Origin of the sequence: Streptococcus sp. cx1 (assembly GCF_052384325.1) — a bacterium.
Taxonomy (GTDB): Bacteria; Bacillota; Bacilli; order Lactobacillales; family Streptococcaceae; genus Streptococcus; species Streptococcus salivarius_G.
Genome location: NZ_JBQSUN010000001.1, coordinates 776,604 through 798,754 on the forward strand (window position 1 = coordinate 776,604; position 22,151 = coordinate 798,754).

A 22,151-nucleotide genomic window follows, 5' to 3' on the forward strand; every position below is an offset into this window, starting at 1 on the left:
TCATCCCTCAATTTCAAATCTTGCTTGATAGGGAGGCAATTGCGTCAAATCATAAAAATTGCCTACTGCATTTTTAAAACGAAAGACTTGTAGGTGACTACGTCCCTCCTCCGTCGGATAAATCTCATACATGTATGGATTGGCTTTTAACAACTCTTCTAAATGTTCTTTTCCAATCCATTCCACCTGACCGGTTAGGGAAATAGATTTACGATCCATAGTTCCGGCACCTTGAGTCATCCCTGTCACTGCTACACGTCCATCTTCCTTAAGCCGTTTGTAGAGGGGTTTAAAATCGGCAGTCAAAAAATAAACTGTTTTCCCGTCCTCCCACATCATGTCCATAACAGCTGTATGCGGATGTCCCGTTTCATCAACCGTTGCCACTACAACTGAATGAATCTCTTCGACTAGCACTTTCAAATAATCCATTATAAAACACCATGTCTTTCTTTGAGTTTTAGTTCCATATCGAACTTTATAGCACGAATTGTAACACCTTTAATTACATCTGTCAACTACTTCGATATAGAAGTACCTTAAAAAAACAAAAAAACTTCCCTAATTATCTAGGAAAGTCCTTTCTATGATTTTTGATGTCTTAAAAAATGTTATTCAGCTTTGGTAATATCTTCACGCATCTCATCAACATTGAATTTTGCAAAAAGATACTGACGGTCTTGAACTGGGAAACGTTGGTCGAGTTGGTCAACTGGACCAACCTCGATAATGCCATTTTCAATAACAAAGTCCATAACGTGACCACCAAATGTCAAGTCGTCTGAAATAAAATGGAGATGATACCCAGCAACACTCACACCGTGGAACATTTCTGGCGTCCAAATACCAACGATAGTACCTGAAATATTATCAACCTCGTACTCAGGTTGGCGTGTGGCAACATCCGCAAACTTAATATCGGCATTTGATTTTGGAATCATGCGCACGTGCATATGTTTAAAATGACCCTTAATTTTGATAGAACGGAAAAGATTAACCCCATCATAATAAGATTCAATACGATCCTCAAGCTCTTTATCAGTCATTTCATAACGTTGACGGAAAATAACTTCAGCTTGGTGAGGTACGACTGCTGCATAAGGTACTTTTTCATCAGGAGAAACTTCTACCACTTCGACCTTACCCTCAGACCCTTTGGCTTGATAGGCTTTACCGTCAAGAACAATCAATTCACCATCGATAGAATCTAATGTACCGAGACCCAAGTCTCCATGCTCCAACAATTCTCCAACTGTTAAAGTACCTCCATAAAGCCCAGCCATCAAGGCTCCCAAAGTATTATATTGAAATAATTTTATGGCTTCAGACATGTCTACACCCTCTTTTTAGTAAAATTCATCTGGCAAAATAGTTTCGCCGAGTTTAATATTATCTTTATAGTCGATTGGAACATCAATAAGGACTGGTCCATCTACAGCTTGAGCCAAAGCTTCTTGAAGCAAGCTAGCAAACTCTTCCTTACTAGTTGCACGATAACCTTTCGCTCCAAAGCTCTCAGCATATTTTACAAAATCTACAGGACCAAAGTCAACCCCAGATGAACGACCGTACTTCATTTCTTCCTGGAATTCCACCATATTGTAATGGCCATCGTTCCAGATAATATGAACAATTGGCAATTTCAAACGAACCGCCGTTTCCAATTCTTGTGCTGAGAAGAGGAAACCACCGTCACCAGAAACAGAAATGACTTTTGTCTTAGGACGAACCAAAGCTGCAGAGATGGCCCACGGAAGAGCAACCCCTAAAGTTTGCATCCCATTTGAGAAAAGCAAATGACGTGGTTCATAAGATTTGAAATAGCGAGCCATCCAAATATAGTGACTACCAACGTCAACGGTGACTGTCATATCATCTTTGGTTTGGTCTTGCAAAACTTCAATCAAATCTAGCGGATGTACCTTTCCTTCTTCAGGTCGGCGATCAAACTTAACATCCTCAACAACGTTATTCTTCAATCCTTTAAGGTATTCAACTGATCCTTCAGGTAATTTATAACCTTGAATAGCTGGCAAGAGCAAATCTAAAGTTGCTTCAACATTACCAATCAATTCACGTTCTGGCTGGAAGTAAGTATCCACCTCAGCAGGTTCAACGTCAATTACAATGATACGGGCTGAAATTTCAGCATTCCAGTTACGTGCTTCATACTCGATTGGGTCATACCCAATGGCAATAATCAAGTCAGACTTCTTAAGCAACATGTCCCCCGGTTGGTTACGGAAAAGACCTACACGACCAAAGAAAGTATCTTCTTCAAGGTCACGTGACACGATACCAGCACCTTGGAAAGTTTCAACAACTGGTAATTTGACATACTTCAAAATCTGGCGAATAGAGTAAGTGACGGCTTCTGATGAGGCACCATTCCCCAATAGAAAGACTGGCAACACTGCATTTTTAATGGCTTGTGCGAGATAGTTAATATCAGAAACAGATGCTGAACCAAGTTTTGGATCTGTCATAGGCTTAATAGCCTTAACACTGACTGGAGCATCGGTCACGTCTTGAGGAATTGAAATAAAGCTTGCACCTGGTTTCCCTGACTTAGCGTGACGATAGGCATTTGCTACCGTTTCAGAAAGGGTGTTAGCATCATGTACTTCAGCAGCATACTTGGTAATTGGTTCAAGCATGGCAACATTATTCATTGATTGGTGGGCACGTTTCAAGAGATCTGCACGCTTAACCTGACCACCAATAGCAAGAACAGGGTCTCCTTCATCTGTCGCTGTTACCAAACCAGTAGCCAAATTAGAGACACCTGGGCCAGATGTTACCAATACTACACCAGGTTTCCCTGTAATACGTCCAACACCTTGAGCCATAAAAGCAGCATTTTGCTCATGACGGGCAACAATCAATTCAGGTCCCTTATCTTCCAAGGTATCAAAAACCCTATCGATTTTTGCGCCTGGAATCCCAAAGACATAATCAACATCATGGTTGATCAAACTATCAACCACTAAATCCGCACCATACAATTGCTTTTCTTCTGACATGAACACAGTCCTTCTGGCCCTAAAATGATAGAGCCAACTTTCCTTTCAAGTATAAGTCACAAAGTGTCAAAGTCTGCTCGTTTTTTCACAAACTTTCGTCACTTCACAATTCTGTTATCATTATAGCACAGTTTTCTGACAATCTTGTGAAAAAAAGATTGTGAAATTTTGAACTTCCAGCACAAAAAGAAACACCTGATTGCTATCAGATGTTTATGCATTTTTTACCTTAGCAAATTCTCGATTGAGATAATTTTGCAGGCCTTCAAAAATCTCTAGTAACTGAAGATAATTAGACAAACTTGAGCGACCAGGGATATCAACGACATCCAAAGAAATGCGGTCCAAGTCCTTTTCGTAAAGAATACGGAAGGATACCACTGCGTGATCAGAAAAATAATTTTCCCCTGCCATAATGTAGCACTCATAGATGATGCCAACAGGATTCGCAACCTTCAACTCAATACGAACTGCGCCTAATCCTAAGGCCTCCACTTGCTGAAAACGTTCCAGAATAGTCTGTCGCTGACTAGGAATAAAACTCGTGATATCCATAGTGGCCCTCCCAACATTCCTTTTTATCTATTATAGCCTAAAGCCGAGAAAAAAGCTTGTGTAGGGTTTGTAGAAGCCACATAGACATTCAAGAATACTTAGTCGCCCCCTTTGAAGTCTCTAAAGTCTGACTTAATACTGGAATCATAATCATGTTTATCCACCCAATCCTTTATATCAGCAAATGAATGAATGTCTTTCTTAATACCAGCACTGTCCTCCACAGAAACCACAATCGCATTTTCACCATTTGTTCCTAACCAATGTAAAATATCATTTGTTTGCTCTTCAGGAGAAAAATAGATTTGTGATTGTGTTTCGTACTCTCTATCTCTATAAGACTCATATTGAGCTAATTGCTTTTTATAGGCATTATATTCCCTATCGTAATCCTTTTGAACTTTTTGACGTGCTTTTTCGTAAGCTCGATAGTCTTTCTGATAGTCTTGTTGAGCCTTTTTGTTAAGAATCTCACTAAAACTTAAAGTTTTAACAGGAAAAATAGAATCAGAAAAAACATTTAATTCTGAAACTTTCTTTGGTGCACTTGGTTTATCAGGTCCTTTCCTTTTCACTGGCTCAGTTGGACCAGCTGGAAAATCTCCTTCCTTACCTTGACGGGTCAATACTTTAAATTTCTTTATTGTATTACTATTTGTCGGTGTCTGATTTACAGCTTCTTCGTAAATATGTTTGACTTCGGGATTGTCATTAAATAGATTAATCTGACTTTCATCTTTGGAAATGTCTACCTTATCAATTTCTATGATAAGGTTTAGCTGAGCAGATAAATAGCTGTCCTTTGGGGCTGGTGACTTCCTTAAAAGCTCATCCAAGTTTCCTTCTCTCTTTAAATATCCCCACATGGTGCTATCATTCATCTGATTTCGAGCAGAACTCTTATCACCATAATAAAGCAGTTCATCCTTACTATAAGAATAATCTGGTAAATTGCTAGTTAAAAATTGATTCGTATCCAAATTGTAAGCGAATTGCTTGTCGCTTCGAGTATTCCTCAAGAAAACATAATCATAACCATCGATCGTTCTTAAAGACACAGCCAATTCTTTGATTTCCTTAAAATCTTTGACTTTCTTCAAATATGGAGTCAAATTAATAATTTTCTTTTTGAAATCTTTGTTAATATCATAAACCACTAAATGAGCTTGATGCAGACTGCTCATGGTATCGTAATACCTTACAAAATGATTTCTACCAATCATCTCAGTAGCTACGTTATCTTCAGAATTATAGTAAGTGGGTTCTTCCTGACTAATGGCAATATACTGATGGCGACTACCAAAAATCTCATTGTCTGTTACCTTATCCGTTTTTAAAGCAGTCTGTAATTCTTCTACAGCTTTTTCATGAAATTTATGTTTGACATAAGCATTTCCTAAAAAGAAAAGTGTCAGTAAAGTCGCAGTATAAATCCTTCCACTCTTCGAAAAGGGAAATCTTAAAATCTTCTTTATCATAACTTTTTTTACAAAAATAGCCAGAACATCACATTCTGACTATTACTTTTATTTCTCATCTTCGTCCATTGAAAGCACTGACAAGAAGGCTTCTTGTGGTACTTCAACCGAACCGATGGCTTTCATACGTTTCTTACCGGCTTTTTGTTTTTCGAGAAGTTTACGTTTACGTGAAACGTCACCACCGTAACACTTAGCCAAGACGTTTTTACGAAGGGCTTTGATATCTGTACGGGCAACGATTTTTTGACCGATAGCTGCTTGAATAGGTACTTCGAATTGTTGACGTGGAATAATTTTCTTAAGCTTATCAACGATAAGTTTTCCACGCTCGTAGGCAAATTCCTTGTGAACGATGAAGCTAAGGGCATCGACCTTGTCACCATTAAGGAGAATATCCATTTTCACCAATTGTGAACGACGGTATTCTGACAATTCATAGTCAAAGCTTGCATAACCACGTGTTGATGATTTCAATTTATCAAAGAAATCAAAAACGATTTCGGCAAGTGGAATTTGATAGATAACGTTCACACGATTATCATCGATATATTCCATAGTTTCAAAATCACCACGTTTACGTTGTGCCAACTCCATAACAGCACCAACATATTCTTGAGGAACCATGATTTGAGCTTTAACATAAGGCTCTTCGATGGCATCAATGCGTGTAGGATCTGGGAACTCAGATGGGTTAGACACTTCAAGCATCTCACCGTCAGTAGTATTAACATGGTAAACTACCGATGGCGCTGTCATGATGAGGTCGATGTTAAACTCACGTTCCAAACGTTCTTGGATAACATCCATGTGAAGAAGACCCAAGAAACCACAACGGAAACCAAAACCAAGGGCTTGAGACGTTTCAGGCTCAAACTGAAGACTGGCATCGTTCAACTGGAGCTTTTCAAGAGCCTCACGCAAGTCATTGTATTTATTAGACTCAATTGGATAAAGACCGGCGAAGACCATTGGATTCATTTGCTTATAGCCATGGAGTGGCTCTGCTGCTGGATTATCCGCAAGTGTTACTGTATCACCGACACGGGTATCCGCAACAGTCTTGATTGAGGCCGCGATATAACCAACATCACCTGTAGCAAGGTAGTCACGGCCAACAGCTTTAGGCGTGAAGATACCAACCTCAGTAACATCAAAGGTCTTGCCATTAGACATCATTTGAATCTTATCGCCTGGTTTAACCATTCCGTTAACCACACGCACTTGGAGGATAACCCCACGGTAGGCATCATAAACAGAGTCAAAGATAAGGGCTTGGAGAGGCGCCTCGACTTCACCTTGAGGTGCAGGAACTTTCTCAACGATTTGTTCGAGAATCTCCTCGATACCGATACCAGCTTTAGCTGATGCAAGCACGGCTTCCGAAGCATCTAGTCCGATAACATCTTCAACCTCTGTACGCACACGTTCAGGATCTGCAGCTGGAAGGTCGATTTTATTGATAACTGGTAAGATTTCCAAGTCATTATCTAAGGCCAAGTAAACATTGGCAAGTGTTTGCGCTTCAATCCCTTGAGCAGCATCCACTACCAAAATTGCACCCTCACAGGCAGCAAGAGAACGTGACACTTCATAAGTAAAGTCCACGTGTCCTGGTGTGTCGATAAGATGGAAAATATATGTTTCACCATCTTTAGCTGTATAGTTAAGCTCAATGGCATTTAGTTTGATAGTGATACCACGTTCACGCTCGAGGTCCATACTATCAAGGAGTTGCGCCTGCATCTCACGACTTGATACTGTCTCAGTCTTTTCCAAAATACGGTCAGCAAGGGTTGATTTACCGTGGTCAATATGGGCAATAATAGAGAAGTTACGAATCTTCTCCTGTCGTTGTTTTAATTCTTCAATATTTGGCATTTGTATCTTTCCTAGTTCTTACTTGTGATTATAAAAAAACTAATCGTTACCTTCTATTATACAAAAAAGACAGGCTTTTGCCTATCTCTAATATCTGCTTTCTGACTGCATTTAGTCCTTCTTATTTCTTAAAAGTATCGTTGTAATGCTTATTAATAATTGCTGAACGCTTGTTTTCTGTTGAACTACTTGAAAATGGAGCCAAACCAAAGGCTAGTACAACAATTCCCAATAGAATAAGACTGAAAAATGGGTGCTCAGCAATATAGTGTAAAATGTCTGACATAGGAATCCACCTTTAAAACCAAAATTAATTACAATTATAGTATCAGAAAAATTATATTGTTTCAAGTGATAAATTGCAAGAATAAGTGCAACAATTACTTTAACTTATCCATTAGAGCTTCTGTAATCTAAACATTTTCGTGGTCGGTGATTGATATCGTATAAGTCCTTGTTCAAAGCCTCATCAGAGATAGTGGCTACAAATCTGTTCGGGCGACCAGGAGGATTTAAAACCGTTCTCAATTTCCTTTTTCAACTTTGGTGTCAAACGAGACTTCCGACCTTTTTGTTTAGCCCTGCGGTCGTACTGCTCCTGTGCTTCTGTATAATATCGCTTACATCATTTTTTAACCCTTTTGGAAAATAAGATCCAGATCAAAAAACTCTCCAAGAAGGAGAGTGTGTTCTATAATGGATAAACCTTACGAAATTCTTCTAAAACAACCTTGCTGTCAGGTGTAAAAGTCAGTCCGGCCTCGCTCATCCACTCGGTGAAAACCTCCTCATGAACCTGACGCCAATAGGCCAGAGATTTATCACCCTCACCTTCCTTGTAGGCATGGTCGGCTGACACTTGATGGAAAGGCTGAACGGAAACCTTTGTGACTTCGACAATGCAGACAGCTTGATCTTGACTGTCTAAAACAACATCAAAGGTCCCTTCTTGTGGCAGGGGGTCGTTATCAACTGCATAAAGATCATAGGCTGATGCAGTTGCCGTCTTTTCACCTTTTAACACCAAATCTGCCAAGAGATCGGCTTCTACTCCAAAAGCCCAAGCATCGATTTCATCTCCGATTGAGGGGTTAATTTGCTTGTAGGCATTCCACATTTCTTGAGGTGTCATTTCTTCTCCTTTATTTCTTTTACTTTCCAATTATTATAGCTTGTCAGTTCTAATTCTGGAAATCCTCGCAACTCTGCCTTCACCTTCAATACTAAAGGCGAAGCATTGTCTGCAGTAATTTCTTCCAAATTCAACCAAATTGCATTTGCTGAATCATTGCTTCCATCAAGAACTTCATGAGGAAGGGATTTTTGAGAGTGTTCCAAGTCAAGTAATATATCATAAAAGGCCATGATATGGTGTACGGCAAAGTCTTGCCCATTTTCTTGAACCATTACATCATAGATTCTAGGGTTTGAATAATCGCTAAGCATATATCCCGTCTCTTCCAGAACTTCTCTCTTGAGAGTTTCTGTCAGCCCTTCACCTACTTCCTGGCTACCACCAGGTAGATCATAGCGATGTTGATATGGACCTCTCGTTTTCTCAATGCAGAGTAACTTCCCATTTTCAAAGCAAATGCCATAGACCCCAAAGTGATTTTTGATTTCCATATTCTTAACTTCCTAGCTTAATTTATTTTTTACCATAACTATTATCACACATTAACCTTGGGTCGAGGGCACTCTTTATTAAAGACATTTCGTCTATTTAATTTTAACAGACTTTCATGATAAATTTCAAGAATAAGTGCAACACTTACTCGATCCATCCACAAAAGTTTCACAAGCAGTTTTGTTAAACTATATTTTACAATTTATCAAGCAAAAAAAGAGAGCCTTTCGCTCTCCCTTTTAATCTTAATGGAATTGCATACCACCATCAACGATGATTGTTTGACCTGTGATGTAGTTTGAGTCAGGTCCAGCAAGGAAGCTAACTGCTGCTGCTACGTCTTCAGGTTCAGACAAACGTTTGAGGGTAATATCTTTAGCAAAAGTTTGCATACCCCATTCATCATCTTTACCAGCATTTTTACCAACTTCGTGGGCAATGTCAAACATCATTGGAGTCTTAACGATACCTGGTGCATAAGCATTGACAGTGATGCCTGAATCAGCCAAATCACGCGCCAAAGTTTGAGTAATACCACGCACAGCGAATTTAGTACCACCATATACAGTTAAGTTAGGGTTACCAACGACACCAGCCTGAGATGTTGCATTGATGATTTTACCACCATGACCGAGTGCTTTAAATTGTGCTTGTGCAGCTTGAGCACCCCAAATAACACCACCGACATTGATGTTAAATGTACGTTGGAACTGTTCTTCAGTAATTGTATCAAGAGGTGTTGTTGGAGCCACACCGGCATTATTAACAACAACATTCAAATCGCCAAAGTGATCAACAACTTTTTGGAAAGCAGCTGCTACTTCAGCTTGTTTAGATACATCAGCTACAACTGCAAATGCTTTATCTGCTGACAATTCAGCAACCGCTTTTTCTGCAGTTTCAGCGTTGTAGTCCAATACTCCGACTTTAAAACCATCTTCAACCAAACGTTTTGCAATCGCAAAACCAATACCTTGACCTGCACCTGTAACAATAGCAACTTTTGACATACGAAATCCTCCTCTACCAATTAGAGTCACTAGCTTAATAAGAAGCCTTATCTCAATTGGAATACGCTAAGTTAGTCAAGTTCTGGCAAAGTCATTTTTCATAGGCTTTGTCTTAACTCAATTAAAATTCTACCCCTTTATGAAAACGTTGTCAAGTAATTATCAAACTTTTCTGAAAACAAATAAGACCACCTTGAGGTGACCTTATTTCTATTATTCTTCAAATTCAAAACCTATTGCTTCCATATCGTCCAAACCACCTAGATTAGTCACCTTAGTATAGCCTCTCTCTTTAAGGACCGATGCAGCAAATTCTGCACGAGGCCCCATTTTACAATAGAGGTAAATGGAAGCGTCTTTTTCAGCTGGAATGTCAGCAGAGAAAAACTGGGTATGAGGTATTAAGAGGGCATCCTTAACATGTCCTTCTGCATACTCTTCTGGACTCCTGACATCAATTAACAGTCCACCCTTGGCTAGATCTGACTGAATTTGTGCTAAATCCATCCTACTCACCAAACCAAATCTTAATTTCTCGAGCCGCAGATTCTTCTGAATCAGAGCCATGAACGATATTTGGAATCATGTCACCATCTGGTGCGGTTGCAAAGTCTCCACGAATCGTTCCAGGAGCAGCATCGCCTGGATTGGTTGCTCCCATCATATCACGCCATGACTTGATAACACCTGGACCAGAAATAATACCAATCACTGATGGACCACTCATCATAAATTCTGCAATGCTAGGGAAAAAAGGTTTATCAACCAATTGAGCATAATGTTCTTTAAGACGTTCTTCGTCAAGTGTCAACATTTCCATTCGTTCAATAATGAAGCTACGACGTTCAATACGATCAATCACTTGTCCCATCAAGTGTCGTTTTACAGCATCTGGTTTAATAATAAAAAATGTTTTTTGCATGTTCCCAACCTTCATTGTTTTCTTTTCATTTTACCATAGGAAGTATCATTTTGCAGAGATAAAGTATATATAGCCTAAAACTATAACCTCAGCAAAAAATTAACTATTTTTCATTAGTCTAGATAAGAAGTACTATAGACATAAATAGACATTTCGAGGTAAATACAATGACAAAATCTAAATTCCAATTAGTCGGTTCTCTTCTTCGTCCTGCAGATCTCCGTAAATATAAGGACGAAATCGAGCACCGTGACGACATCCAGTATCCTTTCTATGATGCCCTTCCTGGTTATCAAGAAACTGAAACTGCAGATATTAAGCAAATTGTGGCTGACCAAAAGGCTAATGGTATTGACATCCTTACCGATGGTGAGTTTGGACGTTCTATGTGGCATTTAGACTTTGTCTGGGGATTTAAAGGAATTGAACGCTACATTGCTGAGCATGGCTACACTTTTAAAGACCATGATGGTGGCCAATATGAGACTCGTAAAGATATTGGTATTCGTATTACTGAACCACTCTCAGGTAAAAAACACCATTACCTAGATATCTATAAATTGGTTAAGGCTGAAGCTGGTGATGAAGATACCAAACAAACTATCTGGGGTCCTGCTCATGCCTACACTGAACTTGCTATCTTTGACCGTTTGGCTGGTCCTGGACAAGTCTATGAAACAAATGAAGACCTCAAAAAAGGTTTGATTAATGCCTATAAAGAATTCTTGGAAGAATACAAGGCTGTCGGTGGCAAAATCGTTCAATTTGACGACTGTCTCTGGGAACTTTTTGACCCATCAAACCCTGCAAGTTTCTTTGCGGAAGGTAATTCTGATTTAGCAGAATTGGCTGATGAGTTTGTAGCTATCAATAACGAGGTTGTAGACTATGCTCACGAAATTGGTTTAACGGTTTGGACGCACAACTGTCGTGGTAACTATGAAAGCCGTTCTGCTGCCGAAGGAACTTACGAAGCCATCGCTAAGAAGTTCTTGGCAGAGCAACACTATGACCGTTTCTTCCTTGAGTGGGATAGCGACACCGCTGGTGATATCAAAGCTCTCGAAGCCCTCAAAGACAGCAAAGCTGAAGTTGTACTAGGACTTTTGTCTTCTAAAACTACTGACCTTGATGACGAAGAACGTGTCCTCGATTTGCTTGAAAAAGCGAGTCAAATCCTCCCAAAAGAACGTCTCTTCCTCTCTCACCAATGTGGTTTCGCCTCATGTGACTCAGGTAATGAGTTAGCAACACCTCAACAATGGGCTAAAATCAAACAAGGTCAAGAAATCGCTAAGAAATTCTTTGGTTAATTGAATACTTTTAAATCTGAAAATCCCTTGCCGTATTCGGTAAGGGATTTTAATGTTGTCTAAGCTTGAATAAAAGGTTGTAAATCTTTAAGAGCTCGCTCAGCAATTTTTTCATAGCGCTCTTTCTTGTCACGAATACGTGGCCCTTCCAACTCTTTGATAATACCAAAGTTAACATTCATTGGTTGAAAATGTTTACTTTCAGCGTGGGTCACATAATATGGAAGACTCCCGATAGCTGTTGTGTGAGGGAAGATAACCTCATCTTCACCCTTAAAGAGACGGGCAGCATTGATTCCAGCAACCAAACCTGAAGCAGCCGATTCAACATAACCTTCAACACCAGTCATTTGTCCTGCAAAGAACAAGTTAGGGTTTGATTTTGACTGGAAAGTCTGTTTAAGCAAGTTTGGTGAATCCATATACGAGTTGCGGTGCATAACCCCATAACGCACAAATTCAGCGTTTTCAAGACCTGGAATCATTTGGAAGACACGCTTTTGCTCTCCCCATTTGAGGTGGGTTTGGAAACCAACGATATTGTAGAGGCTACCAGCCGCATTGTCCTGACGAAGCTGAACAACCGCATAAGGTGTCTTAAAGTCACCATCACGAGGACCCTTATAATCTTCAGGATACTCTAAACCAACTGGTTTCATAGGACCATAGAGCATTGTCTTGATACCACGTTTAGCCATAACCTCGATAGGCATACAGCCCTCGAAATACTTTTCTTTTTCAAAAGAATTCAAAGGAGCTTCTTCAGCTGTTGTCAAGGCCTCGTGGAAGGCCATGAACTCCTCCTTGGTCATTGGACAGTTTAGGTAAGCTGCTTCACCCTTGTCATAGCGTGACTTAAGGTAGACTTTGTTCATGTCGATAGTCGCTTTATCAACAATCGGTGCAGCGGCATCATAGAAATAGAACCCATCTCCACCGTTAAGCTTGTGAATTTTTTCAGCTAAAGCATCAGAAGTCAAAGGACCTGAAGCAATAACTGTAATGGCATCATCAGGAATTTCTGTGATTTCTTCACGGATGATTTCAATTAATGGATTGTTCTCAATTTCAGCTGTCACTGCTTCTGCATAACCTTCACGGTCAACAGCCATGGCACCACCAGCTGGCACACGGTGAGCTTCTCCATTACGCATAATGATAGAGTCCAAGCGACGCATTTCTTCTTTAAGAAGCCCTACAGCATTTGTCAAGCTATCGCCACGGAAAGAGTTAGAGCAAACCAATTCTGCAAAGTTTGTTGTCTTATGCTGAGGTGTTGCTTTAACCCCACGCATTTCATATAGTTTTACCGGAATACCACGTTTAGCAATCTGATAAGCTGCTTCAGAGCCGGCCAATCCAGCTCCAATCACGTTAATATAATCTGCTTTTGATTGAGACATGACACTAATACCTCTTCGAGAACAAGATGAAATCCTGCCCCCACAAATCTTTCTTCATTTTTACTCTTAGTAGTATAGCAAAAAACTCCTCATCTGGCGACTAGGAGTCATCTGTATTTAAAGTGGTAAAACGATAGTCACTTTAGCACCACCCGTGCTATCGTCATTCGAAAGAGCAAGACTACCATGGTGTAAGCGAATAATATCATTGGCAATAGTTAGACCAAGGCCACTATGATTGCGGCTCTGTCTGCTTTTATCCTCTTGATAAAAGAGCTGAGTAGCCTTTTCAAGAGATTCAAGGGAAAATCCAGGGCCAGAATCAAGGCAGATAAACTTGAATTCATCTTCTTCTACCCTAGCGGTCAGGAGCAACTGACTGCCACTGGGTGTATGCTCTACGGCATTTGAAACAATATTCATAAAAGCTCGATTCAACAAGGACCTGTCCCAATGGCCTATGATTGCTTTCTTAATATCCTTCTTATCAATTGCTACATTGATTTGTTTGATTTGAGCTAGTGACAAGTTTTGATCGTAAATGTCTTCAACAAATTCCCTAACTGAAATATCTTCAAGCGTCAAGGTTTTCGTCAAACTCGTTTTGTTGAGTTCGGACAACTCTTTAACATAAGCATCAACCTGTGTAATCCCCTTTTGAAAATGCTCTAACAAGTCCATCTGTTCTACATCTAAGGGCGTCATGGCTAAGAGGTCTGCATTCCCACGAGCAACTGTCAGTGGGGTCTTTAAATCATGTGTCAAGGCTGAAATCTGATTTTGCTTATCTTGCTCTGCCTTCCAATTTCCCATCAAAGATTCACGGAGCGCACCCCTCATGTCATCCAAGCCACTTAACACCTGATTGAATTCCTTAATTGTAGACTGGGAGGTTTGAAAATCCAAGTCTTGTTGGGAAATTTTTTCAGTAACTTTTAATATAGGTTTAAGCTGCTGGCTTAATTTATTTGCATAGTAAAAAGTTAAAATAATAAATATGAGGAGAATGAATACAATCATTGAGCCAATCATCAATAGATCAGCATTGGGAAAATGCTGATTCATCCACGCATTATGATACCTAGGTGATAATTGATAGTTGACAATGACTATGCCATCTGACCGTTCAAAAGACTGAAAATAGCCGTATATCCCACCGTGAGCATTCTTGAATTGGTAATTTAGTAAGGATTCTTCTTGCAAGTTAACTGGCATGTTAGACTTCTTAAGCTTAAAATCTCTAGTCAAAAAGACATAGCGAGTACCATCGGGCAAGACATCTGGATTAAAAACCTTAGAAGTTTCAATATCATTCCTGACAGCAGACAAATCACTTTCTACCTGATTTGCTGGAATCACAACGCCAAAACGATAAGACAAGCTGAACAAATACAAAATAAGAAGACTGCTGATTGCCGAGAGGACCGTCAGGCTGACGACATAAGATAACAAGATTGTTCTTAGAGAGTGTTCTCGTTTTTTAATTAGTGCCACTTGTAACCAATCCCCCAGACTGTTTCAATAGGATTTTGCCCAACATCTTTGAGCTTTGCACGGATATTTTTAATATGTTCAGCCACTGCTGTTGGACTTCCTTTATCCTCATAGCCGTACAAATGCGTGTAGATTTGTTCTTTTGAAAAGACTTGGCCCTTATTTTCAGCCAAAAATTGACAAATACCGTACTCCGACTTAGTCAAATCTAACAACTGATTCTCAACATAAAGCTCCTGAGCTGACAAATCAAACTGAAAATCACCAAGTGAAAGCTTATGGTGACGTTCACGACTTTCACGTCTCAAGTGAGCCGCAACACGCGCTTGGAGTTCTTTTACCCCAAATGGTTTGCAAATATAATCATCCGCCCCATAGCTCAATCCCTGAACGATATCCCCTTCTTGCGTTCTGGCTGTAATAAAAAGTATGGGGCAATCCACCTGATCACGAATCTCATGACAAAACTGGAGACCGTCAACATCAGGCATCATGATATCTAGTAATATCAGGTCAAACCGTGGCAACGAGTTCTTATCCAAGTCCAAAACACTCGTAAATCCTGTCACCTTATGGTTTTGAAGCTCTAAGGCCTTTACAACCAATTTCACAATATCTTCCTGATCATCAATAACAAGTATCTGAGCCATAAGCTTTCCTTTCGTTCACAGTTACCCTTATCATATCATCTATAGAAGATAACTGACAAGGCGTAAAGTAGATAAATATGACTTGGATAAAAGATGTAGAACAAATATTTTGACCCTTTCCCTCTCTCACCGTTATAGCAAAGCATCAAAGGAGCTGCAAATATTTCCATCCATTCAATGTATTTAAACATTAAGTCGTGAATAGAAAGTCTACCTAATACAATCGTCATTAGTACCCAAACAAGACTAACACTCACAAAAGCAAGCACTTCTTTCTTAAGATTCTTATGACAAAGATACATAGCGATACCAGTCAAAAGTAACCATGTTCCTCCGTCACTGATGAATGTATGAACTGGCAGCACTGTAAAATTGAGTAAATTTAGTAGAAAACCTAACGTAGGTTTGTTCACACTTAGCAGATAAAAAGGTACCATTAACCATGGAAGCAATAATGGGAAAAGTAAGGTTGGGATTCCTTTTAGATATTTCTTTTCTTGAATCCAAGCGATACCTTGAAGAGCAACGAGCAAGATAGCAAATGACGACAACATCATATTTTGTGGAAAGAAACCATCTGGTCTCACAAGAGGATGTAAAAAATTATAAAACCCAAACTGAATCAATCCCATCAAAATTGCTAAAGCATAAATCTTTAGGAAGTATTTTTTTCGATTATGTGTATGAACGAAACCTTCAATCACAGTAAAAAGGAACAAGGGGGCCGCTAATCTCCCAATCATAGTAAACCAAATGGGTATTTTCCCTGTATAGTCAAAAAAGTAATGAATATGGTCAAATACCATAGTAATTAGGGCTATATATTTGAGTTGGAAACCTGATAGACTTAAACGTTTCATAGTAACTCTCCTTTCTTTCATCCTTAGTATAAAAAACAAATTTAAGGAAAGTATCAGTTTTTGATGTAATGCAAAAAAAATATCCCAAGTTTTAACTTGAGATAGCTTTCTTTTTATTTAACAACAGATTCTTTGTAGTCACATTCTTCGTTACTACAGATAACTTGCTTGCCGCCACCACGGACTTTCTTCTCAACGAGATAATCACCTGATTTAGGACAGTTACGGCCAACAGGGATATCCCACGATGTAAATTCACAGTCAGGATAGCGATCACAACCATAGAAGACACGATTACGTTTGGTCTTACGTTCAATAACCTGTCCTTTACCACAGGTTGGACAAGTAACGCCAATTTCTTTGGTAATGGCCTTAGTATTGTGACAATCTGGGAAGTTGCTACATGCGTAGAACTTACCGTATCGACCAAGTTTGATGACCATTGGGTGACCACAGAGGTCACAATCAAAACCGGCAGGCTCATCCTTGATTTGGATTTTTTCAATACCTTCTTCAGCTTTTTCCAATTCTTTTTGGAAAGGTTTGAAGAACTCATCAATAACCTTTTGCCACTGTTCCTTACCGATTTCAACTTTATCGAGTTTCCCTTCCATCTCAGCTGTGAATTTAACATCCACGATGTCTGGGAAGAATTCGACGATTAAGCTATTAACGATTTCACCAAGTTCTGTTGGTTCAAAACGTTTAGCTACTAATTTGACATAGTAACGACGTTGAATAACATCAAGTGTCGGTGCATAAGTTGACGGACGACCAACACCATTTTCTTCCAGCGTCTTAATCAGAGTCGCTTCAGAATAGCGGGCTGGTGGTTGCGTGAAGTGTTGTTCAGGCGTTGTCACAACCTTCTTAACCGTATCACCTTCTGCCATATCAGGAAGCATTTTATTCTTATCAGAGTCGTTGTAAACGGCCATATAACCATCGAACTTGATTTGGCTACCATTTGCAGTGAAAATGACTCCGTTTTGAGACAAGGTCACCTTCATCGTATCAAATACAGCAGCTGTCATTTGACTCGCCACAAAACGATTCCAGATAAGAGTATAAAGCTTGAGCTGATCCTTATCCAAATACTTAGCAATGCTTTCGGGCGTTTGGAAAACATTTGAAGGACGGATAGCCTCATGGGCATCTTGTGCTCCCGAACTATTTTTCACCTTGCTGCCATGTTTTGAATACTTAGAACCAAAGCGTTCCGTAATAAATTCAGCAGCCTGGTTTTGTGCCACTGGACTGATACGTGTTGAGTCCGTACGCATATAAGTAATCAAACCTTGAGCGCCTGAACCCAGATTAATTCCTTCATACAACTGTTGGGCAACCATCATGGTCTTACGTGTACGGAAGTTAATCTTATTGGCAGCATCCTGTTGGAGAGATGATGTTGTATATGGCAATGGCGCATTACGACGGCGTTCTTTTTTCTCTACTTTATCTACGTTAAAGTCATCACTTGTGATACGAGAGAGAACGGCTTGAACATCGTCATTATTGTTGAGCTTAAGCTTTTTACCATCCAAACCATAGAAGCTAGCCTGAAACTTCTTAGCACCCTTCTTAAAAGCACCATCAATAGTCCAGTATTCTTCTGGTTTAAAGGCCTTAATTTCATTTTCACGGTCAATAATAAGCTTAAGCGCTACTGATTGTACACGACCTGCCGAAAGACCTTTCTTAACCTTCTTCCATAGAAGCGGTGAAATAGAGTAACCCACAATACGGTCTAAGACACGACGAGCTTGCTGGGCATCTACCAAGTCCATGTCAATGGCGCGTGGTTCTACAAAGGCATTTTTTACTGCGTCTTTAGTAATTTCGTTAAAAACAACACGATTCTTATCATCTGGCTCTAATCCAAGAATATGTGACAAATGCCATGAAATGGCTTCCCCTTCACGGTCCGGGTCACTTGCGAGAAAGACTTGCTTGGCTTTTTTAGCTTCTTTCTTCAATTCATTGATAAGAGGTCCCTTACCTCGAATATTAATGTACTGAGGTTCGTAGTTGTTTTCAAAATCAATAGACATACTTGATTTTTTCAAATCACGGATATGCCCAACAGAGGCTACAACTTTATAGTTGCGGCCAAGATACTTCTCAATCGTTTTCGCTTTAGCAGGAGACTCCACGATGACCAAATTTTTCTTTGGTGTCGCTCTCTTTTTAGTCGCCTTTTTGGCTGTCGTTTTCTTTGTTGTTTTAGTTTTCGTTTTTGTTGTCGTTGCTGTCGCCATAGACTATTTCCTTATATTGTTATAAACTGGCTGCGCCACTAATTTGTCTAAATTCTAGTCACAAGACATTAAAAAATGAAACATCTTGGACCGAGCAACTAACATGATACCGTCCTTTTCTTTAACTGTCAATAAAAAACTTTATCTCTATAGGAGAACTTTGATTTTCAAGAAAACTCTGAAAGAATGTCAAACCCTGTCGTGATGCACTTTGCACCCTCCTGAATTAGGTGATGGCATCCATCTGACTTGCCATCTAAAATATTTCCTGGAATAGCAAAAACATCTCTACCTTCTTCCATGGCACGCTCACAAGTAATCAGACTCCCCGAGCGAAGTTTTGCTTCTACGACCATAACTCCTTGACACAATCCAGAAATAATCCGGTTGCGTTCAGGAAAGTGGTACTTAAGCGGCTGTTCACCCGATCCATATTCAGTAAGAACTAAATGATTTTTGGCCATATAGTCCTGCAAGGCTTTATTTTCTTTAGGATAATAAACATCAAGTCCAGTCCCGATAACTGCAATGGTGTTCCCCCTATTTTTCAAGGCCTCCATATGCGCACAAGTATCAATCCCACGCGCCAATCCACTCACAATAGTAAAGTGATTCCCAAGTTCACTAACAATTTTTCGAACAGACTGTTTGCCTGTTTCAGAACACTTTCTTGCCCCAACAACAGCTAGCTTTGGTTTACTCAGTAAATCAAGATTCCCCTGATAATAAAGGAGGACAGGAGGATTATAGGTATGCTTCAGCTCAATGGGATATTCTTTATCAAAAATCGATAACGTAGGAAAACGGTCGAATTGTTCTTTGAGTTGCTTAATATCTAAACTCTTATACTTTTCCATAAAAAGAACGGCATTTTTAGACTTGGATACCACTGCCATATCACGTAAACTCAATTTTCTATCTTGAGTCTTTTGATAGTCCAAAATATTTAAGATATTCAAATTCGTCAACCCAGCGGCTTTAAGTTTAAAAAGTTCAAAATTATTCATATAGATACCTCCTTTTCACTATTCGTAACAGAAAAGAAAAAAGCTCCATTATGGAACTTTCCGTGATTACAAATCATTTTCAGAAGCAAAATAAGACGCGGCTCCTAGTAAGTTACTATCGTTATGGAAATGACAGGCTTGAATAGTTATGGGCTCAAAACCTAATTCAGGCTTATCCTTAAATAACTCCTCATAGGCATCACTTATTCCTTCTATTAAAGTACCCTGCCTACTGATACCTCCACCGATAACAACTTTTTCCAGCCTAAAGAAGCTCTGCAAATTTAGCACAAGAACAGCAATTTCATGACAATAGTCTTTAAATAAAAGATTTAGATCCTCCGATTGATTTCCCTCTATAGCTGAGAATACGGCTGGACCATCGTCTTGATCTAACCCAAGTAATTGACTGGCTTCATGAACAAAGCCTACTGCAGACCCCTTATTATCGACAAGGCTTACTAAGCCATGCATAAATAATTCCCACTGGAAGGGCAGAGAGGTTTGACTCATGTTTTGGGGACTTGGAGCTCTCAGATATTGGGTGACTGACAGAGGTGATAGCAAGTCCTTCTGTGAAACAAGTCCTAAACCAACACCCGTACCTAAAACCAAGGCTGCCCCACAATCTAAGTCTTGTAGACTTCCATATCTGGCTTCAGCCAAAGCTGCCGCATCAGCATCATTGACAACCTTTACAGGCAGTTGAAATGTTTTAGTCAATCGTGACCCAAGAGGAATAGCCGTTAAATAAGGGATAAGACCGCCCTTGAAAATGAAGCCACGTTTACTATTTATTTCTCCTGGGCACGCAATGGCAATCCCAGAAATGATATCCTTGTGAGACGAGACAATATGCTCTAAAGTCAACCAAAAGTCGTCTAACGTTGGTGGTGTTGACACTTTAGATTGATTGCTAATCTTAAAATCATCATCAACTAACCCAAACTTGATAAAGGTCCCTCCAATATCAATAGCTAAAATCACGCCACTTCACCTACTTTTTATTATTGACTTTATGGGTTCAAAGCTTCTTCTATGAATTGGAGTAACACCAAAGTTATCTATGCCAGACAGATGATCCTTGGTACCATAGCCTGCATTTTTGGCAAATGCGTAACCAGGAAACTCCTGATCATAATCAGCCATCATCTTATCCCGGGTTACCTTTGCTACGATAGATGCTGCCGCAATTGATAAAGAATTAGCATCCCCTTTTATAATTGATGTTTGTCCTATTGGTAGGTCCAAAGTCATAGCATCAATTAACAAATGTTCAGGTTTGGGACTAAGTTTTTCAATAGCTTCAGTCATAGCAAGCTTGGTTGCTTCATAAATATTGACATCGTCAATCACATGATTGTCCTTTATACCAATCCCGACGGCTACCGCTTCCTTCATGACCTGCTTATAAATAGCTTCATGTTTTGATTTTGGTATTTTTTTACTATCATTAAGACCTTTTATTTTGCAAAGCTTTGGTAAAATCACCGCTGCAGCTACCACTGGCCCAGCCAAAGGACCACGTCCAACTTCATCAACACCTGCAATGAGTTCAACTCCCTGAGCATAAAGCGCTTTTTCGTAACTTAGCATCTTTTCTAAGCGTTCTTCCTCAGCAATCTCAGCTTGTATAGCTTTACGGCGTTGCTTAATGGCAGTTTGTATACCAGCTCGACTATCTTCCTCAAAACTTGCCCATCGGTGATCGTCAAGGTCTGTTAAAGTGGCCAATTGCTCTTTGACTTCTTTAATTGTCGCCATCAGTATCGACCCCAACAATATCAAGTGTGTAACGTCCTAGTTTTCCATCACGAACTTCTTTGACAAATAGATTATAGAAACGGTCATAATCTTCACGGAAGCCAAGTTTTCGAGTCATTTCCATAATGATTTCTGGTGCCTCTTCTTCAAGGTCAATCCCTTTAAAGCGTTCCTCTAAACGTTCAGGATAGTAAGTTTTAAAATAGTTAAGTCCAAAAATTGTAACCTCATCCATTGGCAATAGCTGGTCCTTGATGGCACCTGTCAAAGCAAGTTTCAAACCGACCAATTCATCTTCAAACTTAGGCCACAAAATCCCCGGAGTATCCAGAATTTCCAAGTCCTTATTAGACTTCAACCACTGTTGACCTTTTGTCACACCAGGTTTATTTCCTACAACGGCAATTTTTTTACCAGCCAAACGATTCATCAAGGTAGATTTCCCAGCATTTGGAATCCCAATAATCATGGTTCGCAAGGTCTCTTTCTGGATACCGCGTTCACGTAGTCGTTGAATCTTGTCAGCCATAAGACTCTTAGCAGCGTCTGTCACCAATTTAACTGTAGATTGTTCCTTGGAGTTGATGGCCAAGGTTTTAATTCCTTGACTCTCAAAATAGCTACGCCACTCTTTTGTACGATTACTATCAGCAAGGTCAGCCTTATTGAGAATTAAAAGCTTTGGTTTATCGCCAACAATTTTAGTCAGCATGGGATTTTGACTTGACAGTGGCAAACGTGCATCCACTAAAATCGTTACAAAATCAACATGCTTAAGATTTTCCTGGACCTGTCGGCGTGCTTTGGACATGTGACCAGGAAACCATTGAATAGTAGCCATGTATATCTCTCCTCTTTATTTTCTTAATAAAATATGATTTAAATTCTTTAAAAAAAGCCAAAAAA

The 22,151-nt window shown here is 39.6% G+C and carries 22 protein-coding genes and 1 pseudogene; 1 reads left to right on the top strand and 22 read right to left on the bottom strand.

Features of this window, described 5'->3' with window-relative positions:
- The 13 genes and pseudogenes from ACT170_RS03625 to ndk all read right to left on the bottom strand — a co-directional run bounded on the left by ACT170_RS03625 (window position 1) and on the right by ndk (window position 10,496).
- Entirely contained in the window at window positions 1-432 is a 432-nt protein-coding gene (locus tag ACT170_RS03625; protein WP_214256668.1) for a pyridoxamine 5'-phosphate oxidase family protein, read from the bottom strand.
- 179 nt (window positions 433-611) lie between these two features.
- Window positions 612-1,331 carry an acetolactate decarboxylase gene (gene budA, locus ACT170_RS03630; protein WP_002883899.1) on the bottom strand — a complete coding sequence of 240 codons (720 nt, stop codon included), beginning with the start codon at window positions 1,329-1,331 and terminating at the stop codon, window positions 612-614.
- 15 nt (window positions 1,332-1,346) lie between these two features.
- Window positions 1,347-3,023, bottom strand: coding sequence for an acetolactate synthase AlsS (alsS, locus tag ACT170_RS03635; RefSeq protein WP_410537156.1), 1,677 nt, complete (start codon window positions 3,021-3,023; stop codon window positions 1,347-1,349).
- 213 nt (window positions 3,024-3,236) lie between these two features.
- Entirely contained in the window at window positions 3,237-3,578 is a 342-nt protein-coding gene (locus ACT170_RS03640; protein ID WP_410537155.1) for a hypothetical protein, read from the bottom strand.
- A 98-nt stretch (window positions 3,579-3,676) separates the two neighbouring features.
- Window positions 3,677-5,056, bottom strand: a complete 1,380-nt coding sequence (locus ACT170_RS03645) for a hypothetical protein (RefSeq protein ID WP_444818041.1) — start codon at window positions 5,054-5,056, stop codon at window positions 3,677-3,679.
- Window positions 5,057-5,104: 48 nt separating this feature from the next.
- A complete protein-coding gene (lepA, locus tag ACT170_RS03650) occupies window positions 5,105-6,937 on the bottom strand; it encodes a translation elongation factor 4 (RefSeq protein ID WP_002891049.1) in 1,833 nt (610 codons plus the stop codon).
- A 121-nt stretch (window positions 6,938-7,058) separates the two neighbouring features.
- Entirely contained in the window at window positions 7,059-7,223 is a 165-nt protein-coding gene (locus ACT170_RS03655) for a hypothetical protein (protein ID WP_008534734.1), read from the bottom strand.
- A gap of 189 nt (window positions 7,224-7,412) precedes the next feature.
- Window positions 7,413-7,541: pseudogene (locus tag ACT170_RS03660) on the bottom strand (IS30 family transposase); the annotation flags it as partial.
- An 87-nt stretch (window positions 7,542-7,628) separates the two neighbouring features.
- Window positions 7,629-8,069 carry an ASCH domain-containing protein gene (locus ACT170_RS03665; protein WP_021151534.1) on the bottom strand — a complete coding sequence of 147 codons (441 nt, stop codon included), beginning with the start codon at window positions 8,067-8,069 and terminating at the stop codon, window positions 7,629-7,631.
- On the bottom strand, window positions 8,066-8,563 hold the full coding sequence (locus ACT170_RS03670; protein WP_444818042.1) for an NUDIX hydrolase: 498 nt from the start codon (window positions 8,561-8,563) through the stop codon (window positions 8,066-8,068). The genes ACT170_RS03665 and ACT170_RS03670 overlap by 4 nt, the downstream gene beginning before the upstream one ends.
- A 246-nt stretch (window positions 8,564-8,809) precedes the next feature.
- Window positions 8,810-9,574 carry a (S)-acetoin forming diacetyl reductase gene (locus ACT170_RS03675; RefSeq protein ID WP_002883902.1) on the bottom strand — a complete coding sequence of 255 codons (765 nt, stop codon included), beginning with the start codon at window positions 9,572-9,574 and terminating at the stop codon, window positions 8,810-8,812.
- 213 nt (window positions 9,575-9,787) lie between these two features.
- Window positions 9,788-10,081, bottom strand: a complete 294-nt coding sequence (locus tag ACT170_RS03680; protein ID WP_444818043.1) for a rhodanese-like domain-containing protein — start codon at window positions 10,079-10,081, stop codon at window positions 9,788-9,790.
- Between the two features lies 1 nt (window position 10,082).
- Window positions 10,083-10,496 (bottom strand): nucleoside-diphosphate kinase, encoded by a 414-nt coding sequence (gene ndk / locus ACT170_RS03685; protein WP_444818044.1) that lies wholly within the window; start codon window positions 10,494-10,496, stop codon window positions 10,083-10,085.
- A gap of 167 nt (window positions 10,497-10,663) precedes the next feature.
- Here ndk and ACT170_RS03690 point away from each other — a divergent pair, with 167 nt between their 5' ends.
- Window positions 10,664-11,809 (top strand): cobalamin-independent methionine synthase II family protein, encoded by a 1,146-nt coding sequence (locus ACT170_RS03690; protein ID WP_048790500.1) that lies wholly within the window; start codon window positions 10,664-10,666, stop codon window positions 11,807-11,809.
- Window positions 11,810-11,868: 59 nt separating this feature from the next.
- On the opposite strand, the gene trmFO is transcribed toward ACT170_RS03690, so the two are convergent.
- The 9 genes from trmFO to ylqF form a co-directional block, all read right to left on the bottom strand.
- Complete coding sequence (gene trmFO, locus ACT170_RS03695; RefSeq protein ID WP_048790501.1) at window positions 11,869-13,212, bottom strand: methylenetetrahydrofolate--tRNA-(uracil(54)-C(5))-methyltransferase (FADH(2)-oxidizing) TrmFO; 1,344 nt, start codon at window positions 13,210-13,212, stop codon at window positions 11,869-11,871.
- A gap of 117 nt (window positions 13,213-13,329) precedes the next feature.
- Window positions 13,330-14,706 carry a sensor histidine kinase gene (locus ACT170_RS03700; protein ID WP_444818045.1) on the bottom strand — a complete coding sequence of 459 codons (1,377 nt, stop codon included), beginning with the start codon at window positions 14,704-14,706 and terminating at the stop codon, window positions 13,330-13,332.
- Window positions 14,697-15,356, bottom strand: coding sequence for a response regulator transcription factor (locus ACT170_RS03705; RefSeq protein ID WP_048790503.1), 660 nt, complete (start codon window positions 15,354-15,356; stop codon window positions 14,697-14,699). The genes ACT170_RS03700 and ACT170_RS03705 overlap by 10 nt, the downstream gene beginning before the upstream one ends.
- Window positions 15,357-15,391: 35 nt before the next feature.
- Window positions 15,392-16,216: a TraX family protein gene (locus ACT170_RS03710; RefSeq protein WP_048790504.1), complete on the bottom strand. Its 825-nt coding sequence runs from the start codon at window positions 16,214-16,216 to the stop codon at window positions 15,392-15,394.
- 113 nt (window positions 16,217-16,329) lie between these two features.
- On the bottom strand, window positions 16,330-18,474 hold the full coding sequence (gene topA, locus ACT170_RS03715; protein ID WP_371481968.1) for a type I DNA topoisomerase: 2,145 nt from the start codon (window positions 18,472-18,474) through the stop codon (window positions 16,330-16,332).
- 167 nt (window positions 18,475-18,641) lie between these two features.
- The gene (gene dprA / locus ACT170_RS03720; protein ID WP_444818046.1) at window positions 18,642-19,481 is read right to left on the bottom strand and encodes a DNA-processing protein DprA; all 840 of its coding nucleotides are present in this window, start codon (window positions 19,479-19,481) and stop codon (window positions 18,642-18,644) included.
- A gap of 66 nt (window positions 19,482-19,547) precedes the next feature.
- Window positions 19,548-20,468 carry an ROK family protein gene (locus tag ACT170_RS03725; RefSeq protein ID WP_021144076.1) on the bottom strand — a complete coding sequence of 307 codons (921 nt, stop codon included), beginning with the start codon at window positions 20,466-20,468 and terminating at the stop codon, window positions 19,548-19,550.
- Window positions 20,469-20,474: 6 nt separating this feature from the next.
- Window positions 20,475-21,245 carry a ribonuclease HII gene (locus ACT170_RS03730; RefSeq protein WP_444818047.1) on the bottom strand — a complete coding sequence of 257 codons (771 nt, stop codon included), beginning with the start codon at window positions 21,243-21,245 and terminating at the stop codon, window positions 20,475-20,477.
- Window positions 21,232-22,086, bottom strand: a complete 855-nt coding sequence (ylqF, locus tag ACT170_RS03735; protein WP_014634567.1) for a ribosome biogenesis GTPase YlqF — start codon at window positions 22,084-22,086, stop codon at window positions 21,232-21,234. The genes ACT170_RS03730 and ylqF overlap by 14 nt, the downstream gene beginning before the upstream one ends.
- Window positions 22,087-22,151: the final 65 nt, after the last annotated feature.